This window comes from Lysinibacillus sp. 2017 (assembly GCF_003073375.1).
In the GTDB taxonomy this organism is placed as follows: Bacteria; Bacillota; Bacilli; order Bacillales_A; family Planococcaceae; genus Solibacillus.
On the sequence record NZ_CP029002.1, the window covers coordinates 1054404 to 1076289 of the forward strand.

General features: G+C 35.4%; 20 protein-coding genes. All 20 read left to right on the top strand.

The window, feature by feature from the left end:
• Window positions 1-34 precede the first annotated feature (34 nt).
• The 20 genes from yfmF to DCE79_RS04810 all read left to right on the top strand — a co-directional run bounded on the left by yfmF (window position 35) and on the right by DCE79_RS04810 (window position 21884).
• Window positions 35-1315 (top strand): EF-P 5-aminopentanol modification-associated protein YfmF, encoded by a 1281-nt coding sequence (yfmF, locus tag DCE79_RS04715; RefSeq protein WP_108711964.1) that lies wholly within the window; start codon window positions 35-37, stop codon window positions 1313-1315.
• Window positions 1302-2603 carry an EF-P 5-aminopentanol modification-associated protein YfmH gene (gene yfmH, locus DCE79_RS04720; RefSeq protein ID WP_108711965.1) on the top strand — a complete coding sequence of 434 codons (1302 nt, stop codon included), beginning with the start codon at window positions 1302-1304 and terminating at the stop codon, window positions 2601-2603. Before yfmF ends, yfmH begins: the two co-directional genes overlap by 14 nt.
• Window positions 2603-3331 (top strand): elongation factor P 5-aminopentanone reductase, encoded by a 729-nt coding sequence (gene ymfI, locus DCE79_RS04725; protein WP_108711966.1) that lies wholly within the window; start codon window positions 2603-2605, stop codon window positions 3329-3331. Before yfmH ends, ymfI begins: the two co-directional genes overlap by 1 nt.
• Window positions 3332-3374: 43 nt before the next feature.
• On the top strand, window positions 3375-3632 hold the full coding sequence (locus DCE79_RS04730; RefSeq protein ID WP_108711967.1) for a DUF3243 domain-containing protein: 258 nt from the start codon (window positions 3375-3377) through the stop codon (window positions 3630-3632).
• A 253-nt stretch (window positions 3633-3885) separates the two neighbouring features.
• On the top strand, window positions 3886-4683 hold the full coding sequence (locus DCE79_RS04735) for a DUF3388 domain-containing protein (RefSeq protein ID WP_108711968.1): 798 nt from the start codon (window positions 3886-3888) through the stop codon (window positions 4681-4683).
• A 61-nt stretch (window positions 4684-4744) separates the two neighbouring features.
• On the top strand, window positions 4745-5644 hold the full coding sequence (locus DCE79_RS04740) for a helix-turn-helix domain-containing protein (RefSeq protein WP_234417334.1): 900 nt from the start codon (window positions 4745-4747) through the stop codon (window positions 5642-5644).
• Window positions 5645-5691: 47 nt separating this feature from the next.
• A complete protein-coding gene (gene pgsA / locus DCE79_RS04745) occupies window positions 5692-6270 on the top strand; it encodes a CDP-diacylglycerol--glycerol-3-phosphate 3-phosphatidyltransferase (protein WP_108711970.1) in 579 nt (192 codons plus the stop codon).
• Window positions 6271-6425: 155 nt separating this feature from the next.
• Window positions 6426-7691, top strand: coding sequence for a competence/damage-inducible protein A (locus DCE79_RS04750; RefSeq protein ID WP_108711971.1), 1266 nt, complete (start codon window positions 6426-6428; stop codon window positions 7689-7691).
• Between the two features lie 159 nt (window positions 7692-7850).
• Window positions 7851-8915 carry a recombinase RecA gene (recA, locus tag DCE79_RS04755; RefSeq protein WP_108711972.1) on the top strand — a complete coding sequence of 355 codons (1065 nt, stop codon included), beginning with the start codon at window positions 7851-7853 and terminating at the stop codon, window positions 8913-8915.
• A 385-nt stretch (window positions 8916-9300) separates the two neighbouring features.
• Window positions 9301-10854, top strand: coding sequence for a ribonuclease Y (rny, locus tag DCE79_RS04760; RefSeq protein WP_108714424.1), 1554 nt, complete (start codon window positions 9301-9303; stop codon window positions 10852-10854).
• Window positions 10855-10984: 130 nt separating this feature from the next.
• Window positions 10985-11782, top strand: a complete 798-nt coding sequence (locus DCE79_RS04765; protein ID WP_108711973.1) for a TIGR00282 family metallophosphoesterase — start codon at window positions 10985-10987, stop codon at window positions 11780-11782.
• Window positions 11783-12079: 297 nt separating this feature from the next.
• Window positions 12080-12847, top strand: coding sequence for a tyrosine-protein phosphatase (locus DCE79_RS04770; RefSeq protein WP_108711974.1), 768 nt, complete (start codon window positions 12080-12082; stop codon window positions 12845-12847).
• 59 nt (window positions 12848-12906) lie between these two features.
• Window positions 12907-13827: an LCP family glycopolymer transferase gene (locus DCE79_RS04775; RefSeq protein WP_108711975.1), complete on the top strand. Its 921-nt coding sequence runs from the start codon at window positions 12907-12909 to the stop codon at window positions 13825-13827.
• Between the two features lie 113 nt (window positions 13828-13940).
• Entirely contained in the window at window positions 13941-14426 is a 486-nt protein-coding gene (locus tag DCE79_RS04780; protein WP_108711976.1) for a VanZ family protein, read from the top strand.
• 462 nt (window positions 14427-14888) lie between these two features.
• A complete protein-coding gene (gene galE / locus DCE79_RS04785; RefSeq protein ID WP_234417388.1) occupies window positions 14889-15848 on the top strand; it encodes a UDP-glucose 4-epimerase GalE in 960 nt (319 codons plus the stop codon).
• 137 nt (window positions 15849-15985) lie between these two features.
• Window positions 15986-17809 (top strand): polysaccharide biosynthesis protein, encoded by a 1824-nt coding sequence (locus DCE79_RS04790; protein WP_108711978.1) that lies wholly within the window; start codon window positions 15986-15988, stop codon window positions 17807-17809.
• A gap of 63 nt (window positions 17810-17872) precedes the next feature.
• A complete protein-coding gene (locus DCE79_RS04795) occupies window positions 17873-18481 on the top strand; it encodes a sugar transferase (protein WP_108711979.1) in 609 nt (202 codons plus the stop codon).
• Window positions 18482-18529: 48 nt separating this feature from the next.
• Window positions 18530-19717, top strand: coding sequence for a glycosyltransferase family 4 protein (locus tag DCE79_RS04800; RefSeq protein ID WP_108711980.1), 1188 nt, complete (start codon window positions 18530-18532; stop codon window positions 19715-19717).
• 1 nt (window position 19718) lies between these two features.
• Window positions 19719-20756 (top strand): polysaccharide biosynthesis protein, encoded by a 1038-nt coding sequence (locus DCE79_RS04805; RefSeq protein WP_108711981.1) that lies wholly within the window; start codon window positions 19719-19721, stop codon window positions 20754-20756.
• Between the two features lie 18 nt (window positions 20757-20774).
• Window positions 20775-21884 (top strand): capsular polysaccharide biosynthesis protein CapF, encoded by a 1110-nt coding sequence (locus DCE79_RS04810; protein WP_108711982.1) that lies wholly within the window; start codon window positions 20775-20777, stop codon window positions 21882-21884.
• The last annotated feature ends 2 nt before the right edge of the window (window positions 21885-21886 follow it).

Below are 21886 nucleotides of genomic sequence, written 5' to 3' on the forward strand. Positions count from 1 at the left end.
GGCATAATTAATTAGGTAGTCAGGAGGAGTTTTTTTGTTTTTAACGACACAAATAGCGAAAGGTGTTTCGCTTCATATACGACAAACGGCTCAATTTAAAACGGTAAACTTTTCAATTAAATGGAGAGCGCCTTTAAATGAAAAAGCTGCATCAGAGCGTACAGTATTAACAAACGTTTTACAGCACAGCAATGAAAAATTTCCAACATCAGCTGCCTTCCGTAGTTATTTAGATGACCTATTCGGCACAGTCCTTTACTTTGATACGACAAAACGTGGACAAGAACATACCGTATTATTGAATGTCGAAACAGTAAATGATCAGTATTTGTCCCATGGTAATGTATTAAATGAGGTTATTTCACTTTTACAACAAGCGATTTTTAAGCCTAATTTTGAAAATGGCGTATTTAAAGAAGCTATTGTAGAACGTGAGAAAGAGATGGTCATCCAACGAATTCAGTCGATATTTGACGATAAATCTCGCTATGCGCAAAAACGTTTAATGGAAATTATGCGTCCAAATGATGCGGCTTCCATTTCAGCGAATGGGACAATTGAAGCAGTAAAAGCGATTACACCTGCATCATTAACGAAAACGTATGAAAACATGTTAGCAAATGATTTAATTGATATTTATGTGGTCGGTGATGTAGATACTGAAAAAATTACTGCACAATTACAAGAGGCATTATCATTCACAGATCGCAAACAACATGAATGGAATGTTTCAAAGGACGCTTCAAATGAAATTGCACCTTATACGAAAGAAACACAAGAAATGAAACAAGGTAAGCTGCATATCGGCTACAATGCACACGTACGTTTTGGTGACGCAGATTTCGCTAAAATGCAAATTTTCAATGGTATTTTTGGTGGTTATGCTCATTCAAAATTATTTATGAATGTACGTGAAAAAGAAAGCTTAGCTTACTATGCATCAAGCTCATATTCATCATACTATGGCTTACTATTTGTCGTATCAGGAATCGAACCAGCAAATGAACAAAAGGCACGTGAACTCATTGCGGAACAACTAACAGCAATTCAAAACGGTGAAATTTCAGATTTAGAATTAGCACAAACAAAAGCAATGCTTATTAACCAATTAAAAGAAGCATTAGATTCTTCACGTGGTCAAATTGAAATTTTTGACCAGTACAAAACGTTAGAAGAGCCATTTACATTAGATACATGGGCAACACGTTGGCAAGAAGTTACAAAAGAAGACGTACAGCAAATGGCGAAACTTATCGAGCTAGAAGCGACGTATTTCTTATGCGGTAAGGAGGACGAATCGCGTGAAAACAATTGAATTTAAACAACTAGATGAAACTTTATATTATAAACAGCTTGAAAACGGCTTAGATGTATATATTTTACCGAAAAAAGGATTTTCAAAAACATTTGTAACGTTTACAACAAAGTATGGTTCGATTGACCGTACATTTGTACCAATTGGTGAAAAAGAGCCGATAACTGTTCCGGATGGTATTGCACACTTTTTAGAGCATAAAATGTTTGAAAAAGAAGATGGCGACGTATTCCAAAAATTTAGTGAGGTTGGCGCACAAGCGAATGCGTTCACTTCATTTACACGGACAGCGTATTTATTTTCTGCAACAGACCATATCTATAAAAGTACGGAAACATTATTAAATTTCGTACAAGAGCCATACTTTACAGAAGAAACGGTCAATAAGGAAAAAGGTATCATTGGACAAGAAATTACGATGTATGATGACCAACCAGATTGGCGTTTATATTTTGGTACGATTGAAAATATGTATCAAAATCATCCAGTGAAAATTGATATCGCAGGTACAATTGAGTCAATTGACGGTATTACAGCAGATCATTTATATACGTGTTACAACACATTCTACCACCCATCAAACATGCTATTATTTGTAATTGGCGCGGTGGACCCAGTAGAAATGATGGCTTTTATTGAAGACAATCAAGGTAAAAAGGAATTTCCAGAAGCAGCGCCAATTGAGCGCCTATTCGAAGAAGAACCGACAAAAGTTGATGTAACGGATCGTGTACTTCATATGGACGTTCAAAAACCAAAAGTATACGTGGGTTTAAAGGCAAAAGAAACAGAATTAAGCGGAGAAGCTATGTTAAAACATGAACTATCCGTTCAAATTGCGCTTGAGTGCTTATTTGGTCGTGCATCGGCGTTTTATACGGACATTTATGAAAACGGGTTAATTGATGAATCGTACGGTTATGATTTCTCATTAGAAAAAGGCTATGGCTTTGCAATGATTGGTTCAGATACCGAGCAACCAGAAAAACTTGTGTCAGTTATTAAAGAAAAGCTTGTTCAAGCAGAGAATGAAAAGGTATTTACGACAGAAGATGTTGAACGTATTAAACGTAAAAAAATTGGTTTCTTCTTACGTGCGTTAAATTCAATTGAGTTTATTGCAAATCAATTCACACGTTACAAATTTAACGATATGAACTTATTCGATGCTGTACCTGTTTTAGAAACAATAACAGTAGAAGATATTACTCAAGCGTTTAAAACTATTCAAGGTATTGATCAACAAACCGTATTTACGATTTTGCCAATAAGTGAGCGAAAAGCGTAATGAAAAAGTTTGCATTAGTTTGTGGGGCTTCGGGTGCGATTGGTCAAGCAACAAGTGAACAATTAGCACGCGATGGTTGGTCGCTCTATTTACACTACAATAGTGGGAAAGAAGCGGTACACAAATTAGTTAATCAGTTTACGGAACAATATCCTGAACAAGAATTTTTAAGTGTGCAGGCTGATTTTAGTGAAGCGGATGGCGCGGAGAAATTAGAGAGTCAAATTTTCTCCTTACAAGCCATCATTTTCGCGAATGGCCATGCATACTATGGATTATTAGAAGACACTTCAGCTATTGAAATGAATAAACTGTGGTGTGTACACGTTCAAAATCCAATGCGAGCTACAGCATTATTGGCACGTAAATTACGTAGCAATCCGATAAGCTACGTACTGGTCATCGGTTCTATTTGGGGTGAGGTTGGTGCAGCAGGGGAAGTCGTTTACTCAGCAGTTAAAGGTGCTCAACATAGCTTTGTAAAGGCCTATGCACAAGAAGCGGCATATAATGGCATTCGTGTAAATGCAATTGCTCCTGGTATTATTGATACGAGTATGAATAGCAAGTTGAATGAAGAAGAGCGTGAAGAGCTAGCAAGTCAAATTCCTTTGCAAGTTTTTGGTGAGGCACGTGATATTGCCAATATGGCAGCTTTTTACGTCAGTGGTCAGGCAGATTATGTAACAGGTCAAATAATTCGAGTAAATGGCGGTTGGTACATATAATTTCTTCTTTTGCACATACTAATTGTGCGAGAGGAGGGGTAATATGGGAGTATTGCAAAATTGGGAGCAATGGACGAGCTTTTTAGGACAACAAGTATCCGAAGCTAAAGATAGTGGCATGCCGAAAAAAGTAATTGAACAGGCAGCTGTTCACATTGGCGAATATTTAGCAAAAAATGTTGATCCTCAAAATGAGCAAGAACGTGTGCTTTCGGATTTATGGTCAGTTGCCGAAAAAGATGAAAAGCAAGCCATTGCAAGTTGTGTGATGAAATTAGTACAACATAAAACGACGAATTAGAGTGAACACAAAAAGATGTCACTTACGCATAGCGTGAGCGACATCTTTTTTATGAAGTAATTGTTGAATTTTCCAGTAATTCGTTATAACTGATTGTCAAAACACCAATATTTTTTCAGGATAAAAATTTTTCTGGAGATTTTGATGAAAATATGCAAAAAACGTGGTATTCGAACTTTTCAATGCTTGTAAAATCAGCTATCATGGAACATATAAGAATTAAATACGTTTCTATTATAAGGGGACAGATAATATGGGCGAATGGTATTTTGAATACGAGATTCAAGTGAACCGACCAGGATTACTTGGGGATATTGCTTCATTACTCGGTATGTTGCGTGTTAATATTGTCTCTATCAACGGTGTGGCCGAGGATCGACGAGGAATGCTTTTATCGACAGACAATGAAGAATCCATCCAACGATTTATTTCCATTGTTTCTACTATGGAAAATATTAATGTTACGAGATTTCGTCAACCAAAATTACGAGATCGCTTAGCCCTTCGTCATGGTCATTACATTCCAAAAGATGCAGATGAAAAAAATACATTTCGTTTTGTTCGAGATGAGTTGGGGATTTTAGTTGATTTCATGGCTGAACTTTTTAAAAAAGAAGGGCATAGATTAATTGGAATTCGGGGAATGCCTCGAGTTGGTAAAACCGAATCGATTGTTGCTGCAAGTGTAAGTGCAAACAAACGCTGGCTTTTTATTTCATCGACTATGATAAAGCAAACTGTGCGGAGTTCTTTAATGGGAGACGAATTTAGTGGCAATAATATATTCATTTTGGATGGTGCGGTAACTCGAAGATCTTCAGATGAACGTCATCAACAACTTGTCCGAGAAATGATGGGAATGCCGACGATTAAAGTGATTGAACATCCAGATATATTTGTGCAGCATTCACCTTATAAAATAGAAGATTTTGATTATATTATTGAACTTAGAAATCATCCAGATGAAGAGATTACGTATGAAATTATTGAAAAAAATAATATGATGTCTACATCTGATGGCTTTGGTGGTTTTGGAGGATTTAATTTTTAACAAATAACGTATTTCAACTAATCTACTAGTTGAACTAAATAATTGAATATATTAAAAGTGGGTGTTTTTTTTGACGGAATTAGGAACTCGCCTAAAAGAAGCGAGATTAGCGAAAGGTTATAGCTTAGAAGATTTACAGGAAATCACGAAAATTCAAAAGCGCTATTTAATGGGGATTGAAGAAGGAAACTATTCAATCATGCCAGGCTCTTTTTATGTTCGTGCATTCATTAAGCAATATGCAGAGGCAGTAGGATTGGATTCGGATGAAATTTTAACAGAATATCGTAAAGATGTGCCTGAAGTTCAAAAAGAAGAAGTGGCACAATCTTTTACCAAAAGCCCAAGTCGTCGTAAAATGGCGTCATCTTCAAGCAATAAATTGATGGAGGCTATGCCAAAACTAATCGTAGGGTTATTTGCAATTGTTATTATTGTCGTTATTTCTACATTATACTTACAAAAGATCGGTAATGTTTCGAATGTCGCAGAAGAAGATAATAAACCAATTGAATATGAACAAAATCCAAAATCTGACCAAACTAATAAGCCAGCTGTAACAGAAGACGGTGAAGATCAAGATTCTGAAACTACAGAGCCAACAGAGCCGGTTCAAACAGAGCCTGTAATAGAGCAAGAAATCAGTACAGGTACAGTAGATGGAGAAAATACTACGTACGAAGTGACAGGTACAGATGCTTTAAAAGTACGAGTTGAAGTTTCTGGTGATACATGGGTTGGTATTCGAAATGAATTACGTGATGAGCAAGTAACCGCTAAAGTATACAACGCTGGTCAAATTGTTGAGTTTGATTCAACTGAAGATAGTTATGCACGTATCCGTTTAGGAAACTCAAAAGTGGCAAAAATATACGTAAATGATGTAGAATTACAATATACGCAAGATCGAGTTGCGCAAAATATTATTTTAAAATTAGTTCAAGAACAACAAGCAGAGTAGTCATCTGAGGGGATGACTTTCTTCTTCCAAACGAAAGGTGTTAACAAATGAACATTCCAAATAAGATTACAGTCTCACGCATCTTATTAATTCCTATTTTTGTAGTAATTATGATGTTTGATTTTGGCTGGGGGAATATGACGCTATTTGGCGCCGAAATGCAAGTCAACTATTTCGTAGGTGCGCTTATTTTCATTTTTGCATCAGCTACAGATTGGGTAGATGGCTTTTATGCACGTAAATACAATTTAGTTACGAATTTTGGGAAATTTTTAGACCCTCTTGCTGATAAATTACTTGTTTCAGCAGCGTTTATTTTACTAGTTGAAATGGAACTAGCGCCAGCATGGGTTGTCATTATTATTATTTCTCGTGAGTTTGCCGTAACAGGCTTACGTTTAATTTTAGCTGGGCAAGGAGAAGTTGTGGCAGCAAACCAATTGGGGAAAATTAAAACATGGGCTCAAATTGTTGCGATTTCAGCGTTGATTTTGCATAATACGATTTTCACATTAATCGGTATTCCTTTCGATACGATAATGCTATATATAGCATTATTCTTTACACTATGGTCTGGTTGGGATTATTTCTATTTAAATCGTCGCGTATTACTTGATTCAAAATAATAAAAGTATGGTAAAACTAGGTAGGAGTTTTCTTGGTAGATAAAAACCAATAAGATATCGAGGAAATCCACATAAGAAATAACATCAACTCGCGCTATTAAGGCGCGAGTTGTGTTTTTCTAACCTAGTTTTATTTTTAATTTTGGGGGATTATTATGAATGCAGAAATTATAGCGGTAGGATCTGAGTTATTATTAGGACAAATAGCGAACACGAATGCAAAATTTATTTCAAACCAACTATCAGAACTTGGGATTAATGTTTTTTTTCATACGGTGGTAGGAGATAATCAATTGAGATTGTTAGATGCAATTGAAATTGCCGAGAAACGCGCGGATTTAATAATTTTTTCAGGCGGACTTGGACCAACGAAAGATGATTTAACGAAAGAAACGATTGCAAAACATTTAGGTAAAGAGCTTGTCAGCGACGACACTGCATTACACTATATCGAGCAATTCTTTGCAAAACAAAATCGACTGATGACGGATAATAATCGAAAGCAGGCACTTGTATTAGAGGGCTGTGACGTTTTAGCAAATCATCACGGGATGGCGCCTGGGATGTTTTTAAAACAGAATGAACGGATATATATCTTATTACCAGGTCCTCCTAAAGAGCTTGAGCCGATGTTCCAATTCGAAACAAAAACAAAATTAGCTGCTGTTTTACAAGATGGTGGTGTAATTTTATCGCATGTATTACGTTTTTATGGTATTGGGGAAGCTGAATTAGAAGTGCGTATACAGCGCATTTTGGAAGAACAAACAAATCCGACAGTTGCACCACTTGCTTCAGATGGTGAAGTGACATTACGTATTACGGCTAAAGCAGCAAATGAAGAGCAAGCAATGCACTTAATCAACATAAAAGCAAAAGAAATCTTAGATATTGTTGGGGAATATCATTATGGTGTAAACGATGATTCCCTTGCCTCTAAATTGGTGGAAATGTTACTTGAGAACGATTTAACGATTGCAGCAGCAGAAAGTTTAACGGCTGGTTTGTTTCAATCTGAACTTGCGGAAATTTCAGGGGTGAGCGGTGCGCTTATTGGCGGTGTTGTAACCTATACTGAACAAGCAAAAATAGAACAACTTGGAATTTCAGAACAACTTATCGAGACCTATAGTGTCGTGAGTAGTGAATGTGCAGCAGAAATGGCCTTAAAAGTACGTGAAAAATTTAAAACGAATATTGGGGTTGGCTTAACTGGAGCAGCAGGACCAGCCAGTCATGCTGGTCAACCTGCGGGGACAATTTGGGTAGCAATTTGTATTGATGAACAAGCGCCGATTACGTACAAACTTCAGCTATCTGGTTCGCGCAATACAAACCGCTTACGTGCTGTGAAATTTACGTATAGCTTCTTAATGCGTGAACTTGTAAAGCAAGGATATAAAAGGATAAATTCAATTTAAAAAGTACATGAAATGGATATTTCTAGCTTGAAAAATGGGCGAATTAAAATCTTTTAAAGAAAAACCGAAAATATGTTCGCTTTTTTCTTGAATGTTATCTCATTAGCAAGTATAATAGAGACATAAAACAATAAAGTTTTTTCTTAAGGAGGAAATAGCTTGAGCGATCGTAAAGCAGCATTAGATATGGCGTTAAAACAAATTGAAAAACAATTTGGTAAAGGTTCGGTTATGAAGTTAGGTGAAAATTCAAATCGTAAAATGGAAACATCTTCATCAGGATCAATTGCAATTGATGCAGCATTAGGAGTTGGCGGTTACCCACGTGGACGTATTGTGGAAGTATATGGACCAGAATCTTCTGGTAAAACAACTGTAACGTTACATGCCATTGCAGAAATTCAAAAAAACGGTGGTACAGCAGCGTTTATCGATGCTGAGCATGCGTTAGATCCTTTATATGCACAAAAATTAGGTGTAAACATTGATGAATTATTATTAGCTCAACCAGATACAGGTGAACAAGCACTTGAAATCGCTGAAGCATTAGTACGCTCTGGTGCGGTTGATATTATCGTTATTGACTCAGTAGCAGCATTAGTACCAAAAGCAGAGATTGAGGGCGAAATGGGTGACTCTCACATGGGTCTACAAGCGCGTTTAATGTCTCAAGCATTACGTAAATTATCAGGTGTTATTAATAAATCTAATACACTTGCCATCTTCATCAACCAAATTCGTGAAAAAATTGGTGTTATGTTCGGTAACCCAGAAACAACTACAGGTGGACGTGCGTTAAAATTCTATTCATCAATCCGTTTAGAAGTACGTCGTGGTGAAGCAATTAAGCAAGGTACAGAAATCGTTGGTAACAAAACGAAAATTAAAGTTGTAAAAAATAAAGTGGCACCACCATTCCGTACAGCAGAAGTTGATATTATGTATGGTGAAGGGATTTCTAAAGAAGGCGAAATCGTTGATATTGGTGCTGAATTAGACATTATTCAAAAAAGCGGATCTTGGTATTCGTACAATAACGATCGTATTGGACAAGGTCGTGAAAATGTAAAACAATATTTAAAAGAAAATCCAGCTACTCGCGACGAAGTTTCTGAAAAAATTCGTGAACATTTCGGTATTGGTGAGATTGGTTACACAATCGGTGCCCATGACAATCAAGCAGAAGAAGAAGAAGAAGTAGAGTTATTCGAAGAGAAAGAATAATCTTCAACGACCCAAGTGGAGTAATCCATTTGGGTTTTTTTGAAATTAAAACAATCTATTATAATTATTAAGCCGAACGAAAAGTTAAAATGACATTTACAATAATTACTGTAAAATTATATAATGATTGGGATAATGCATTTCATCATTTATTGAAATAAGAGCTTAAAGGAAAATAAGAATGATATGTATGAATCAAGTATTAAGATATAATAAGGTATGGGCAAATGGCTATTCTTGACATACCCAAATTGGAACTATACAATTAAAATGTATAATTTCTAAATTTTGAAATGAAATAGGCAGTATGTTTTTCTCTATGAACATACTCAGCCGACTACAAACAAGAACATCAGACATATCGGCATAGGAGGAGAAATCTATGATGGAATCAGTACTCCCTGCTTTGTTTGGATTTGCTGTCGGTGTCGCTGTTATCTATTTTTACATGAAACAAGTGAATGAATCAAAAGTAACTGGTGCAAAGCATGTTGCATCGCAAATCGTTGATGAAGCGAAGCGTGAAGCAGATGCTCTGAAAAAAGAAGCACTACTTGAAGCGAAGGATGAAACTCACAAATTTCGTACTGAAGCAGAAAATGACATTCGTGAACGTCGTGGAGAGCTTCAGAAACAAGAGAACCGTTTATTGCAAAGAGAAGAAAATCTTGACCGCAAAGATGAAACTCTGAATAAAAGAGAGACAGGCTTAGAGCGTAAGGAAGAAGCTCTATCAAGCAGACAACAGCATATTGAACAGATGGAAAGCAAAGTGGAAGAACTTGTTGCAAGTCAAAAAACAGAGCTTGAACGTGTTGCAGGACTGACTCGTGAAGAAGCGAAAGAGGTTATTCTGAAGGAAGTTGAAAATGAACTGACAACAGATATCTCAGTAATGACAAAAGAAGCAGAAACACGTGCGAAAGAAGAGTCAGACAAAAAGGCTCGTGAGATTTTATCACTTGCATTACAACGCTTTGCAGCAGACCATGTTGCAGAAACAACAGTGTCCGTTGTAAACTTACCAAATGATGAGATGAAAGGTCGTATCATTGGACGTGAAGGTCGAAACATTCGAACATTGGAAACGCTTACGGGTATCGATTTAATTATTGATGATACACCTGAAGCAGTTATTTTATCTGGCTTCGATCCAATTCGTCGTGAAACAGCTCGTCTAGCATTAGAAAAATTAGTACAAGATGGTCGTATTCACCCAGCGCGTATTGAAGAAATGGTTGAAAAATCTCGCCGTGAAGTGGATGAACAAATCCGCGAAACAGGTGAGCAAACTTCATTTGATGTAGGTATTCATAATTTACATCCAGATTTAATGAAAATTCTAGGTCGTATGAAGTATCGTACAAGTTATGGTCAAAACGTATTAAAGCACTCAGTAGAAGTTGCGCATTTAGCGGGATTACTTGCTGCAGAGCTTGGCGAAGACGTGACATTAGCGCGTCGTGCAGGTTTACTGCATGATATCGGTAAAGCAATTGACCATGAAGTAGAAGGAAGCCACGTGGAAATTGGTGTAGAATTAGCAACGAAGTATAAAGAACACCCAGTTGTTATTAACTCAATTGCCTCTCACCATGGTGATACAGAAGCCACTTCAGTTATCGCAGTACTTGTTGCAGCAGCCGATGCATTATCAGCAGCGCGTCCAGGTGCTCGTAGCGAAACACTTGAAAACTACATTCGTCGCCTAGAAAAACTCGAAGAAATTTCTGAAAGTTATGACGGCGTCGAAAAATCATTTGCAATTCAAGCAGGTCGTGAAGTCCGTATTATTGTTCAGCCTGAGAAGATTGATGATCTTACTTCACATCGATTAGCGCGAGATATTCGTAAGCGAATTGAAGAAGAACTTGATTATCCAGGTCATATTAAAGTAACGGTTATTCGTGAAACTCGAGCAGTTGAATACGCAAAATAACAGTATTACTAAATCCTAAAAGTATTCGTACTTTTAGGGTTTTTCTCTTTGTATAACGAAGTGTCGTTTGCATCAAACTATTGTACAGTGCTAAAATGGAGTGTAGTAGATAGAAAGTGTGGTTATTTAAATGAAGGTTTTATTTATCGGTGATATCGTTGGTTCGATTGGCCGTGACGCAGTAGAGAAGTACTTACCGCGTTTAAAGAAAAAATATGCAATCGATGTTGTCATTGCAAATGGTGAAAATGCTGCGGCAGGTCGTGGTATTACACATAGCATTTATAATGACCTATTACAAATGGGTGTTGATGTCATTACAATGGGTAACCATACGTGGGACAACAAAGATATTTTTGAATTTATCGATGATGCGGAATATTTAATCCGTCCAGCAAACTTCTCAGAGGATGCACCAGGTAAAGGCATGGTGCAAATTTCGAAAAATGGTACGACTTTAACGGTGATTAACTTGCACGGTCGTGTCTTCTTACCCCCACATGAAGATCCATTTAAAATGGCTGAAGAAATGGTAGCAGAAGCGCGCAAAACGTCTCCTTTAGTATTTGTCGATTTCCACGCAGAAGCAACTTCTGAAAAAATCGCTTTAGGTTGGCACCTAGATGGTAAGGCATCAGTTGTTGTAGGTACACATACACATGTACAAACAGCGGACAACCGCATTTACCCAGGTGGAACAGCCTATATTACAGATGTAGGTATGACGGGTCCTTACGATGAAATCCTTGGCATGGGGAAAGAAAATGTACTTTACAAATTCCAAACAAATATGCCAGCACGTTATGAAGTACCGAAAAAGGGTCGTGAAGTATTAAGTGGCTTCTTTGTCGAATTAGATGACAAAACGGGAAAAGCATTACGTCATGAACGCGTGTATATTAATGAAGATAATCCATTTAAAGCATAATAAAAATTAAAATAGTAAACAAAATGAAACACCTATCGTTGAATAGAATGGGCAATCCCTTTCAATTCAGCAGATAGGTGTTTTTTACTTTTAGTAAAAGCAAAGATGTTATTGAATCATGTATACCTTGGTTAATAGAGAGTAGAAAAGCGTCCACCTTTACAAAGAAACTTTAAAATAACTAACATAATAAATATGTAAAAGGTATTTTTTATAAAATGTGGAATTATAGGTAATACTATTAAATATAAATAGATAATGGTTCAATTTGAATAATTAATAATAGAGGTGGAAATTATGGTTGATATGCATTGTCATATATTATGGAATGAAGATGATGGACCTACTTCAAAGGCAGAAACGATGAAACTGATTGAACAGGCGGTAAAGGAAGGAATCACGACAATTATTTCCACATCACATAGCAATCATCCCCTATATGATGTGGAATATAATGTAGTTACAAATCAAGTAGGTATTTTACAAAACGAACTCATAAACAATAATATCCCTCTCACTCTATATACCGGTCATGAAGTACGGTTATCCGAAAAAATCATTCCACTCTATCAAACAAAACAAATTCACACATTGGCAAACTCACAATATCTTCTATTAGAATTACCAGCCTACACCGTACCGAATTATACAAAACATATCATTCATGCGCTATTGATGGAAGGGATTACGCCAATAATTGCACATCCTGAACGCAATAAAGCAATTGCTGAGAAACCAGATCGTCTAGTGGAGCTTATCCGCCAAGGGGCACTTTCACAAATAACAGCAGGCAGTTTAATCGGTCATTTTGGTCGTGCTGTGCAAAAGCTGTCCCTTGATTTAGTGAAGGCCAATTTAGTGCATGTCTATGGTTCCGATGCGCATAATTTACTCACGCGACCATTTCTTTTTGATGAAGGTCTATGTTATTTGGAGAAGAAAAAAGAATTAGATACAGTAGATATCCTCCTTGAAAATAATGAGAGAATTATTCAAAACAAACCATTTCTTATAAAAGAACCAGAAGAAATGGATACGGCGAAGTGGTGGAAAATTTTTAGTTAGCAATTACTAGCACAAGTAGCAAATTTCGAAGTTGACTAGAACTAAAAGGAGAACTATTAATGAAAAAAATATGGAAGTGGGTAGTCGGCATTGCCCTTGTTTTATGTATTGCAAGCGTAGCCTTCTTGATAAATGTATATGGTGATATAAAGAGTACAGCAGATGAAATCTATTCCCCTATTAATGATGAAATACCAATACCAGCTATTCGATCCGAACCCGTCGACATTACATCAAAAAAAGAGCCATTCTCTGCTCTTATTTTAGGTGTAGATGAACGAGAGGATGATACCGGACGCTCCGACACAATGATTGTATTGACGGTAAATCCTTCACTTCAAACGACGAAAATGCTTAGTATACCAAGAGATACGTATACGGAAATGGTGGGTAAAGGCTATAAAGACAAGATTAATCATGCCTATGCATTTGGCGGAGTAGAAATGTCGATGAAAACCGTTGAAAATTTATTAGAGATTCCGATTGATTATGTTTCGCAAGTCAATATGGAGAGCTTTGTCGATATTATTGAAATCGTAGGTGGCATTACAGTTGATAATACATTAGATTTTAACTTTGATGGGGAGCATTTTTCAATTGGTGAACTGTCATTAGATGGAGAAGAGGCTCTAAAATATGTGCGAATGCGTTACGAAGATCCAGCAGGTGATTTTGGTCGACAAAATCGACAAAAACAAGTTATTCAGGGAGTTTTAAAAGAGAGTTTGTCGCTTAATACCCTATGGAATTATAAATCAATTTTCAAAACACTAGAAGAGAATGTTGAAATGAATGTTTCCTTTGATGATCTTCTTAGTATACGGAAAAACTACGGTAATAGTTTTAAAACGATAGAGCAACTTTATCTGAATAATGGTACAGGCACGATGATGAATGGAATTTATTACTATATGCCAAATGAAAGTGAATTACATGATATTCAAGAAAATCTAAAACAACATATGGAGATTAAGGAATAAATTAAAGCTACATTGAACAGTATAAATCGAGAGTTGCAATGAGACTTTATTTTAATTCTTTAGTAGGTCGTGTTATATGCGGCTTTCGGTGAATGAGGTGGAAACAGTCTGAAATGGTAAAATCACTTTCTTGGATAAGTGTCATTTTATTGATGATACTTATCTTTTATTTTTCTCAACAGCCAGTAATTATTTCGAATGACCTAAGCACAGGTATAACAGAACGTATTATTGTGACTGTAGAAATGGTTGCACCTATCCAAGGTAGTGTACCTATCGATACCATTAATCACATAGTTAGGAAAAGTGCCCACTTTTTTATTTATTTTTTCCTTGGCATTTTTGTACTAATCGCATTAAAGAAAAGTGGTGTTAATAGATACCGCAGCGCAAGGCTCGCTCTCTTCTTTTGTATGGCTTACGCTGTTTCTGATGAAACTCATCAATTTTTTGTCACGGGTAGGGGTGCTCAAGTAAAAGACGTACTGATCGATAGTACGGGTGCTGCTACCGGAATTTTTATAGCAACAATAATCGCTTCGCTAATAAAAAATAGAACCGCTCGTTCTAAAAAACTACCTAGTAAAAAGCCCCTGTAAAATTTAAAAATCTCTTATTGCCTTGTAATTGGGGGATAAGGGGTTTTTTTATTTTACCTAAACTATAAATTTTTTAGGTTATACGAACAATACTCATAAAAAAGCACCATCATTCAACGTTTACAGAAAGAGTTTTTTGCAAAATACTTTATGGAATCAAAAGTCGATTTTTCAAACATTAGTAAAGATGTTGGAGTAAATATGGAAATGTAATATATGAACGAGGATAGAATTTTGTCGATTACGAGATTCTACTCTCTTTTTTTGGCGTATATGTATAGTATTGTTTTTTGGTGAATATGCTAGTTCTTAGAATCAAATATTTGAGGCTATTGATTCATTATTTTTCTATATATTAACAATAGCCACTAATATCTAAGGAGTAGCAGAGGGGGAACACCTACGAATATTTTAGTAACTGGCGGTGCAGGATATATCGGCACACATACATGTTTAGCATTAATTGAAGCAGGACATTCAGTGGTTGTAGCAGATAATCTTAGCAACAGTAAAAGAGACTTTATTAAGAATATCCAAAGTATAACAAATAAAGATATTCCTTTTTATGAGATTAATGTTTGTGATGTACAAGCAGTTGAGAACATTTTTAAAAATAATAGTATTGATGGAGTAATCCATTTTGCTGGATTTAAAGCTGTCGGTGAATCAGTAGAGAAACCTGCTTTATATTATGAAAATAATCTTGTCAGTACTCTTGTGTTGGCGAATGCTTGTTTGAAGTTTGGAATAAATCGATTTGTATTTAGTTCCTCCGCTACCGTGTACGGAGAAAACCAGGTGCCATTTGTTGAGACTATGGAATTATTACCTACTACGAATCCCTATGGTGAGACAAAGGCAATGTGTGAGCGAATTTTAAGAGATATTGCTAAAGCAAATCCGTCATTTTCAGTTTCATTACTTCGTTATTTTAATCCTGTGGGTGCACATGAAAGTGGATTGATTGGTGAAGCGCCAAATGGTAGCCCAAATAATTTAATGCCCTATGTAACAGAAGTAGCTAGAGGAAAACGAGAATATTTAAGCGTGTTTGGTAAAGATTATCCAACGATTGATGGAACGGGTGTACGTGACTATATTCATGTGATGGATTTGGCAGAGGGGCATGTTGCAGCCTTAACTAATGTTACAGAGGGAGTCCATATTTATAATCTAGGCACGGGTCAAGGAACAAGTGTTTTGCAATTAGTAAAAGTTTTTGAAGCTGTAAATGGAGTTACAATACCCTATAAAATCGTCGATCGTAGACCAGGGGATATTGCCACCTGTTATGCTGACGTAAATAAAGCTAAACGAGAACTAGGTTGGATAGCAAAACGAGATATTGTTACTATGTGCAGGGATACATGGGGATTTAAACAAGATTATAATTACAAAGTATTAAATTTTGAACACATTTGAATCTTATCTTTTGAGAAAAGTCCTTAAAATTTTACAATAAAAAAACTTCAATAATTGGAATAGAGCTTTGATATATAATCATATAATTAAAATTACGTATTATAATACTTTGAATTATTATTTTTAGGGGGTAAACGGTGAATTATACCGCTAGATATACTTTGTTTTCTATATTAGATTCAATCATTGTTTTATCAGCCATTTTTATCAGCTATTTTTTATTACATCCCACATGGAATGCTTATGATTCATTAATCGTTATAAGTTCTATTACTTTGCTAATTAGTCATCATATAATGGCCTATTTCTTTCAATTATATAATCGAATCTGGAGTTTAGCCTCCGTAAGAGAATTATTGGCAATAGGTTATGCTGTAACTATTTCTGTTTTCACGGCAAGTGTCATGCAATTTATAATTAAGGGGGACGTTTATTTTCGTGTAATGGTTATTACATGGCTATTACATATTGTATTAATTGGGGGCTCACGTTTCTTCCTTAGAATATTACATGATGTATCTTCTTTTAAACCTAATGGAAATTTAAAACGGGTTTTAATAATAGGAGCTGGTGAAGCGGGTACAATGCTTCTACGTGGTATAAAGAGAAATCAATCCGAATATGAAGTAGTGGGCTTTATAGATGATAATCTAAATAAAAAAAACTTGAAATTAATGGGTGTTAAAGTGTATGGAACAACGAAAGATATTCCACGAATTGTACAGGAAAAAGGAATTGAAGAGATTTTTTTGGCAATTCCGTCTCTTAGTAAAAGGAAAATTCAAGATATTTATGCACATTGTTTAGAAACAAAAGTAACAATTAAAATAATGCCGAAAATGGAGGACTTTATGTCTGGAAAAATTTCCGTGAATGATATGCGCGAAATTAAAATCGAAGACCTTCTTGGACGCGAAGAAATAAAACTGAATTTTTTGTCTCCTTCAAATAATATAACAAACAAAGTTATCCTCGTAACAGGTGCTGGTGGATCGATCGGTTCAGAAATCTGTCGACAAGTAGCACAATTCCAACCAACTCAAATAATACTACTAGGCCATGGCGAAAACTCAATTTATAATATCCACTTAGAATTATCTGAAAAAAATGAATATAAAAACATAGACTTCGTTCCAATTATTGCAGATGTACAGGATAGAGAACGGATTTTTGAAGTGGTCAGTAAATTTCAACCTGATGTAATATATCATGCCGCAGCTCATAAGCATGTTCCATTGATGGAATATAATTCACGTGAGGCAGTGAAAAATAATATTTTTGGGACAAAAAATGTAGCAGAGGCTGCACATACATTTGATGTCTCAAACTTTGTCATGATTTCAACTGATAAAGCGGTTAACCCAACAAATGTAATGGGGGCAACGAAACGTATTGCTGAAATGGTGATTCAAAATTTAGCTAAAAATAGTCATACAAACTTTGCTGCGGTTCGTTTTGGCAATGTACTAGGGTCAAGAGGAAGTGTAATACCTAGATTTAAAGCGCAAATTGCAGCAGGTGGACCTGTCACTGTCACACACCCAGAAATGACTCGCTATTTTATGACTATCCCTGAAGCATCTCGATTGGTGCTACAGGCTGGGGCACTTGCGCAAGGTGGGGAAGTATTTGTACTCGATATGGGTGAACCAATGAAAATTGCTAACCTAGCAAAAAATCTAATTCGCTTATCGGGTTATACAGAAGAAGAGATTGGTATTGAATTCTCTGGTATCCGTCCCGGTGAAAAAATGTTTGAGGAACTGTTAAATGCAGCAGAAATACAGGAAGAACATATTTATCCTAAAATCCACGTAGGTAAAGCGAATTGTATGGATGAATATTTATTATCTGCTGTGCTGATTGAATTAGAAGAATGTGATCTAGAGCAATTAAAAATAAAACTAGTTGATATCGCTAACGGTAAATGGACTTTAGAAAAGGAAAAAACTGTGGGTTAACTAATAATAAATTTCCTAGTAGCTAGCTATTTAATAAATGAAAATCAAGGAGTTGTAACCCCCTTGTATATGATTGTAAAAAGATTGATCGATATCATACTCTCTTTCACTGCATTAATTTTACTATCACCTTTATTTTTACTATTGATTTCTATGATCAAACTAGATTCGAAAGGTCCGGTACTGTTTAAACAAAAAAGAGTAGGTATTCATAAAAGCCATTTTACTATTTTAAAGTTCCGAACGATGAGAATCGATACGCCTAAGGATACAGCAACCCACTTATTAGAAGACCCTGAACAATATCTAACTAAAATAGGCAAGATCTTAAGAAAAACCAGTTTAGATGAATTACCTCAAATTTGGAATATTCTTATGGGACATATTAGTTTCATCGGACCTAGACCTGCATTATGGAATCAGTATGATTTAATTGTTGAACGTGATAAATACGGTGCTAATGGAGTGCCACCAGGGTTAACAGGGTGGGCTCAAATTAATGGTAGAGATGAGCTGACAATTGAAGATAAGGCAAAGCTAGATGGAGAATACGTAATAAAAATAGGATTATGGATGGATATTAAGTGTTTCTTTGGTACTATCATCAGAATATTTACAACAGATGGAGTTGTTGAAGGAGGCACAGGAGCTATTAAATCTAAAGGCAGTTAGAAGAATAATTAAACTACAGTTGCGCTTAAGTCGGAGGTTAATTTCAATATGAAAATACTTGTTATCTGCCAGTATTACTATCCTGAGCCTTTTCGTATTTCAGATATTTGCGAATCACTAGTAGAAAAAGGTCATAATGTGACAGTACTAACAGGACTCCCAAATTATCCAGAGGGAAAAGTACTTAATGATTACCGTTATGGGAAAAAAAGAGAAGAAGTTATAAATGGTGTAAAAATAATAAGAAGTTTTGAAATTGGGCGAGGAAGTAATAAGTTAACCCTTTTCTTAAATTATTTTAGTTTTGCACTTTCTGCTTCATTTAAGGCCCTCTTTATGAAGGAAAAGTTTGATACGGTCTTGGTAAATCAACTTTCGCCAATAATTATGGGCGTTCCGGGAATGGTTTATAAAAAGAAACATAAGAAAAAGATGTTACTTTATTGCCTTGATATTTGGCCAGCCAGTTTAACTGCTGGTGGTATAAAAGAAGGTTCAATAATTTATAAGGTATTTTTTTATATTTCAAAGTGGATTTATAATTCTGCAGACTATGTAGCCGTTAGTTCAAGTATGTTTATAAACTATCTTAGAGAAACGATAGGTTTAAATACTGAATCTATTCTTTATCTACCGCAATATGCTGAAGAATTATTTACAGAGAAAGTAGAAGTAGATAGATATAACGAACTTAATTTTGTATTTGCTGGAAATATAGGGGAAATGCAAAGTGTTCATACGATAGTAAAGGCCGCAAATGAATTACGTAGTCATACTAACATTACTATTCACATAGTTGGAGATGGTTCCAAATTAGAAGAATGTAAGCTTCTTAGTAAAAGTTTAGGACTTCACAATATTATTTTCTATGGAAGAAAACAGCTAATTGATATGCCAAAATATTACGGTATGGCAGATGCGATGTTAATTACATTAAAAGGTGATAAAACTATTTCGTCTACAATACCTGGTAAAGTCCAGTCATATATGGCCTCAGGGAAACCAATAATAGGGGCAATTAATGGTGAAACAAACCAAATAATTAAAAAAGCACAATGTGGATTATGTTGTGAGGCAGAAAATTATAAAGAGTTGGCAAATATAATATTGCAGTTTTGTGGAAGTAGTGAAAAGGATCAAATGGCAATAAATTCATATGACTACTACTGTAAAAATTATAGTAAAGAACGATTTTTATCGGTGCTAGAAGAAGCTCTTATTAAAATGGAGGTCTGATATGTTTCAGGATAAAACTTTAATGATTACAGGTGGTACGGGTTCTTTCGGAAATGCTGTGATGGAAAGATTTTTAGATACAGATATAAAAGAAATAAGAATTTTTTCTCGGGATGAAAAGAAACAAGATGATATGCGGAAAAAATATAACAACGATAAACTAAAATTCTATCTTGGAGATGTCCGTAATATAGATAGTTTAAAAAATTCTATGTACGGTGTTGATTATATATTCCATGCAGCGGCCTTAAAGCAAGTCCCATCATGTGAATTTTTCCCCCTTGAAGCTGTAAAAACAAACATTTTAGGAACAGAAAATGTATTAAATGCTGCAATTGCATATGGCGTAAAAAAGGTCATTTGCTTATCTACGGATAAAGCAGCTTATCCAATCAATGCAATGGGTATTTCAAAGGCGATGATGGAAAAGGTTTTTGTCGCAAAATCAAAAACAGTTTCACCAGAACAAACATTAATTTGTGGAACAAGGTATGGCAATGTAATGGCCTCACGTGGTTCAGTGATTCCTTTATTTATTGAACAAATTAAAAATGGATTGCCATTAACGATAACAGATCCTCATATGACAAGGTTTCTTATGAGTTTAGAAGAGGCAGTAGAGTTAGTATTATTTGCTTTTAAATATGCTGAAGCAGGAGATATTATGGTACAAAAATCACCAGCTAGTACGATTGGTGACCTAGCTCAAGCAATTAAGGAAATATTCAATGTTGATAATGAAATAAAAATTATCGGTACAAGACATGGAGAAAAAAGGTACGAAACACTCCTTACAAAAGAGGAATATGCTGTGGCGGAGGACTTAGGTGGATTCTTTAAAGTTCCTGCTGATCAAAGAGACCTCAACTATAATAAATACTTTGAAAATGGTGACCTAAAACTAACAAATGTTAAAGAATACAATTCTGATAATACACAAATTTTAACTATAGAAAAAGTTAAAGAAACACTACTCCAGTTAGACTATATTCAAGCTGAATTGAAACAATGGAATAAAAATGTTCATATTATGAACTAATAAAGGTGGAGTGGATAGATGAAGATTCTTGTAACAGGTGCAAAAGGATTCATAGGGAAAAATCTAATAGTAGAACTTAAAAATAGAGGATTTAGTCAAATATATGAGTTTACGAGAGATAGCGATCCTGCACTTCTCGAAAATTATGCAAATGAGTGTGACTTTGTATTTCATTTAGCTGGGGTAAACAGACCTCAAAGTGAAAATGATTTTATGGAAGGAAATTATGAATTTACTTCTCAGTTACTAGAATTGTTAAAGAAAAGCCGAAAGAAAGCGCCTTTTGTAACTACTTCATCTATCCAAGCGGAATTAGATAATCCTTATGGAAACAGCAAAAAGGCAATGGAAGATTTAGTGTTTCAATATCAAGAAGAAACAGGTGCAAAAGTTTATGTTTATCGATTACCAAATGTGTTTGGTAAATGGAGTAAGCCTAATTATAACAGTGTGGTTTCTACCTATTGCTATAACATTGCACGAAATTTAGATATTCAAATAAACAATCCTGATGCTAAGCTGACACTTTGTTATATCGATGACGTTATAGAAGAATTTTTACGGACGATAAGTGGGTTGCCAACAGTACACGGAGATTACTATGTTGTGCCTACAACACATATTATTACACTCAGCGAATTAGCAAACCTAATAACAAATTTCAGGGATAGCCGAATGAATTTGGAAATTCTGAATATGGAAGATGCTCTCACGAAAAAGCTATATAGTACGTATTTAAGCTTTTTACCGATTGATCAATTTGCCTATGATCTTAGGATGAATCTTGACAGTAGAGGCTCTTTTACTGAATTTATTCGAACACCTGATAGAGGTCAAGTTTCCGTTAATGTATCAAAGCCAGGTATTACAAAAGGAAATCACTGGCATCACACGAAAAATGAGAAGTTTTTAGTTGTTAGTGGTGAAGGCCTAATACGATTCAGAAAATTAGACTCCAATGACATTATTGAATACAGGGTGAATGGAGAAAAGCTACAGGTTGTTGATATTCCTACAGGCTATACACATTCCATCGTTAATGTAGGAAATACAGATCTTGTGACCGTTATGTGGGTAAATGAATGCTTCGATCCAGTAAAGCCGGATACGTTCTATTTGGAGGTATAACA

Coding starts and splice junctions, on each gene's coding strand:
- DCE79_RS04770 (WP_108711974.1), top strand. CDS start 12,080: ATGGTTGATATGCATTGTCATATATTATGGAATGAAGATGATGGACCT.
- DCE79_RS04805 (WP_108711981.1), top strand. CDS start 19,719: ATGTTTCAGGATAAAACTTTAATGATTACAGGTGGTACGGGTTCTTTC.
- rny (WP_108714424.1), top strand. CDS start 9,301: ATGGAATCAGTACTCCCTGCTTTGTTTGGATTTGCTGTCGGTGTCGCT.
- DCE79_RS04750 (WP_108711971.1), top strand. CDS start 6,426: ATGAATGCAGAAATTATAGCGGTAGGATCTGAGTTATTATTAGGACAA.
- DCE79_RS04730 (WP_108711967.1), top strand. CDS start 3,375: ATGGGAGTATTGCAAAATTGGGAGCAATGGACGAGCTTTTTAGGACAA.
- pgsA (WP_108711970.1), top strand. CDS start 5,692: ATGAACATTCCAAATAAGATTACAGTCTCACGCATCTTATTAATTCCT.
- DCE79_RS04775 (WP_108711975.1), top strand. CDS start 12,907: ATGAAAAAAATATGGAAGTGGGTAGTCGGCATTGCCCTTGTTTTATGT.
- ymfI (WP_108711966.1), top strand. CDS start 2,603: ATGAAAAAGTTTGCATTAGTTTGTGGGGCTTCGGGTGCGATTGGTCAA.
- DCE79_RS04765 (WP_108711973.1), top strand. CDS start 10,985: ATGAAGGTTTTATTTATCGGTGATATCGTTGGTTCGATTGGCCGTGAC.
- DCE79_RS04735 (WP_108711968.1), top strand. CDS start 3,886: ATGGGCGAATGGTATTTTGAATACGAGATTCAAGTGAACCGACCAGGA.
- DCE79_RS04800 (WP_108711980.1), top strand. CDS start 18,530: ATGAAAATACTTGTTATCTGCCAGTATTACTATCCTGAGCCTTTTCGT.
- DCE79_RS04810 (WP_108711982.1), top strand. CDS start 20,775: ATGAAGATTCTTGTAACAGGTGCAAAAGGATTCATAGGGAAAAATCTA.
- DCE79_RS04780 (WP_108711976.1), top strand. CDS start 13,941: ATGGTAAAATCACTTTCTTGGATAAGTGTCATTTTATTGATGATACTT.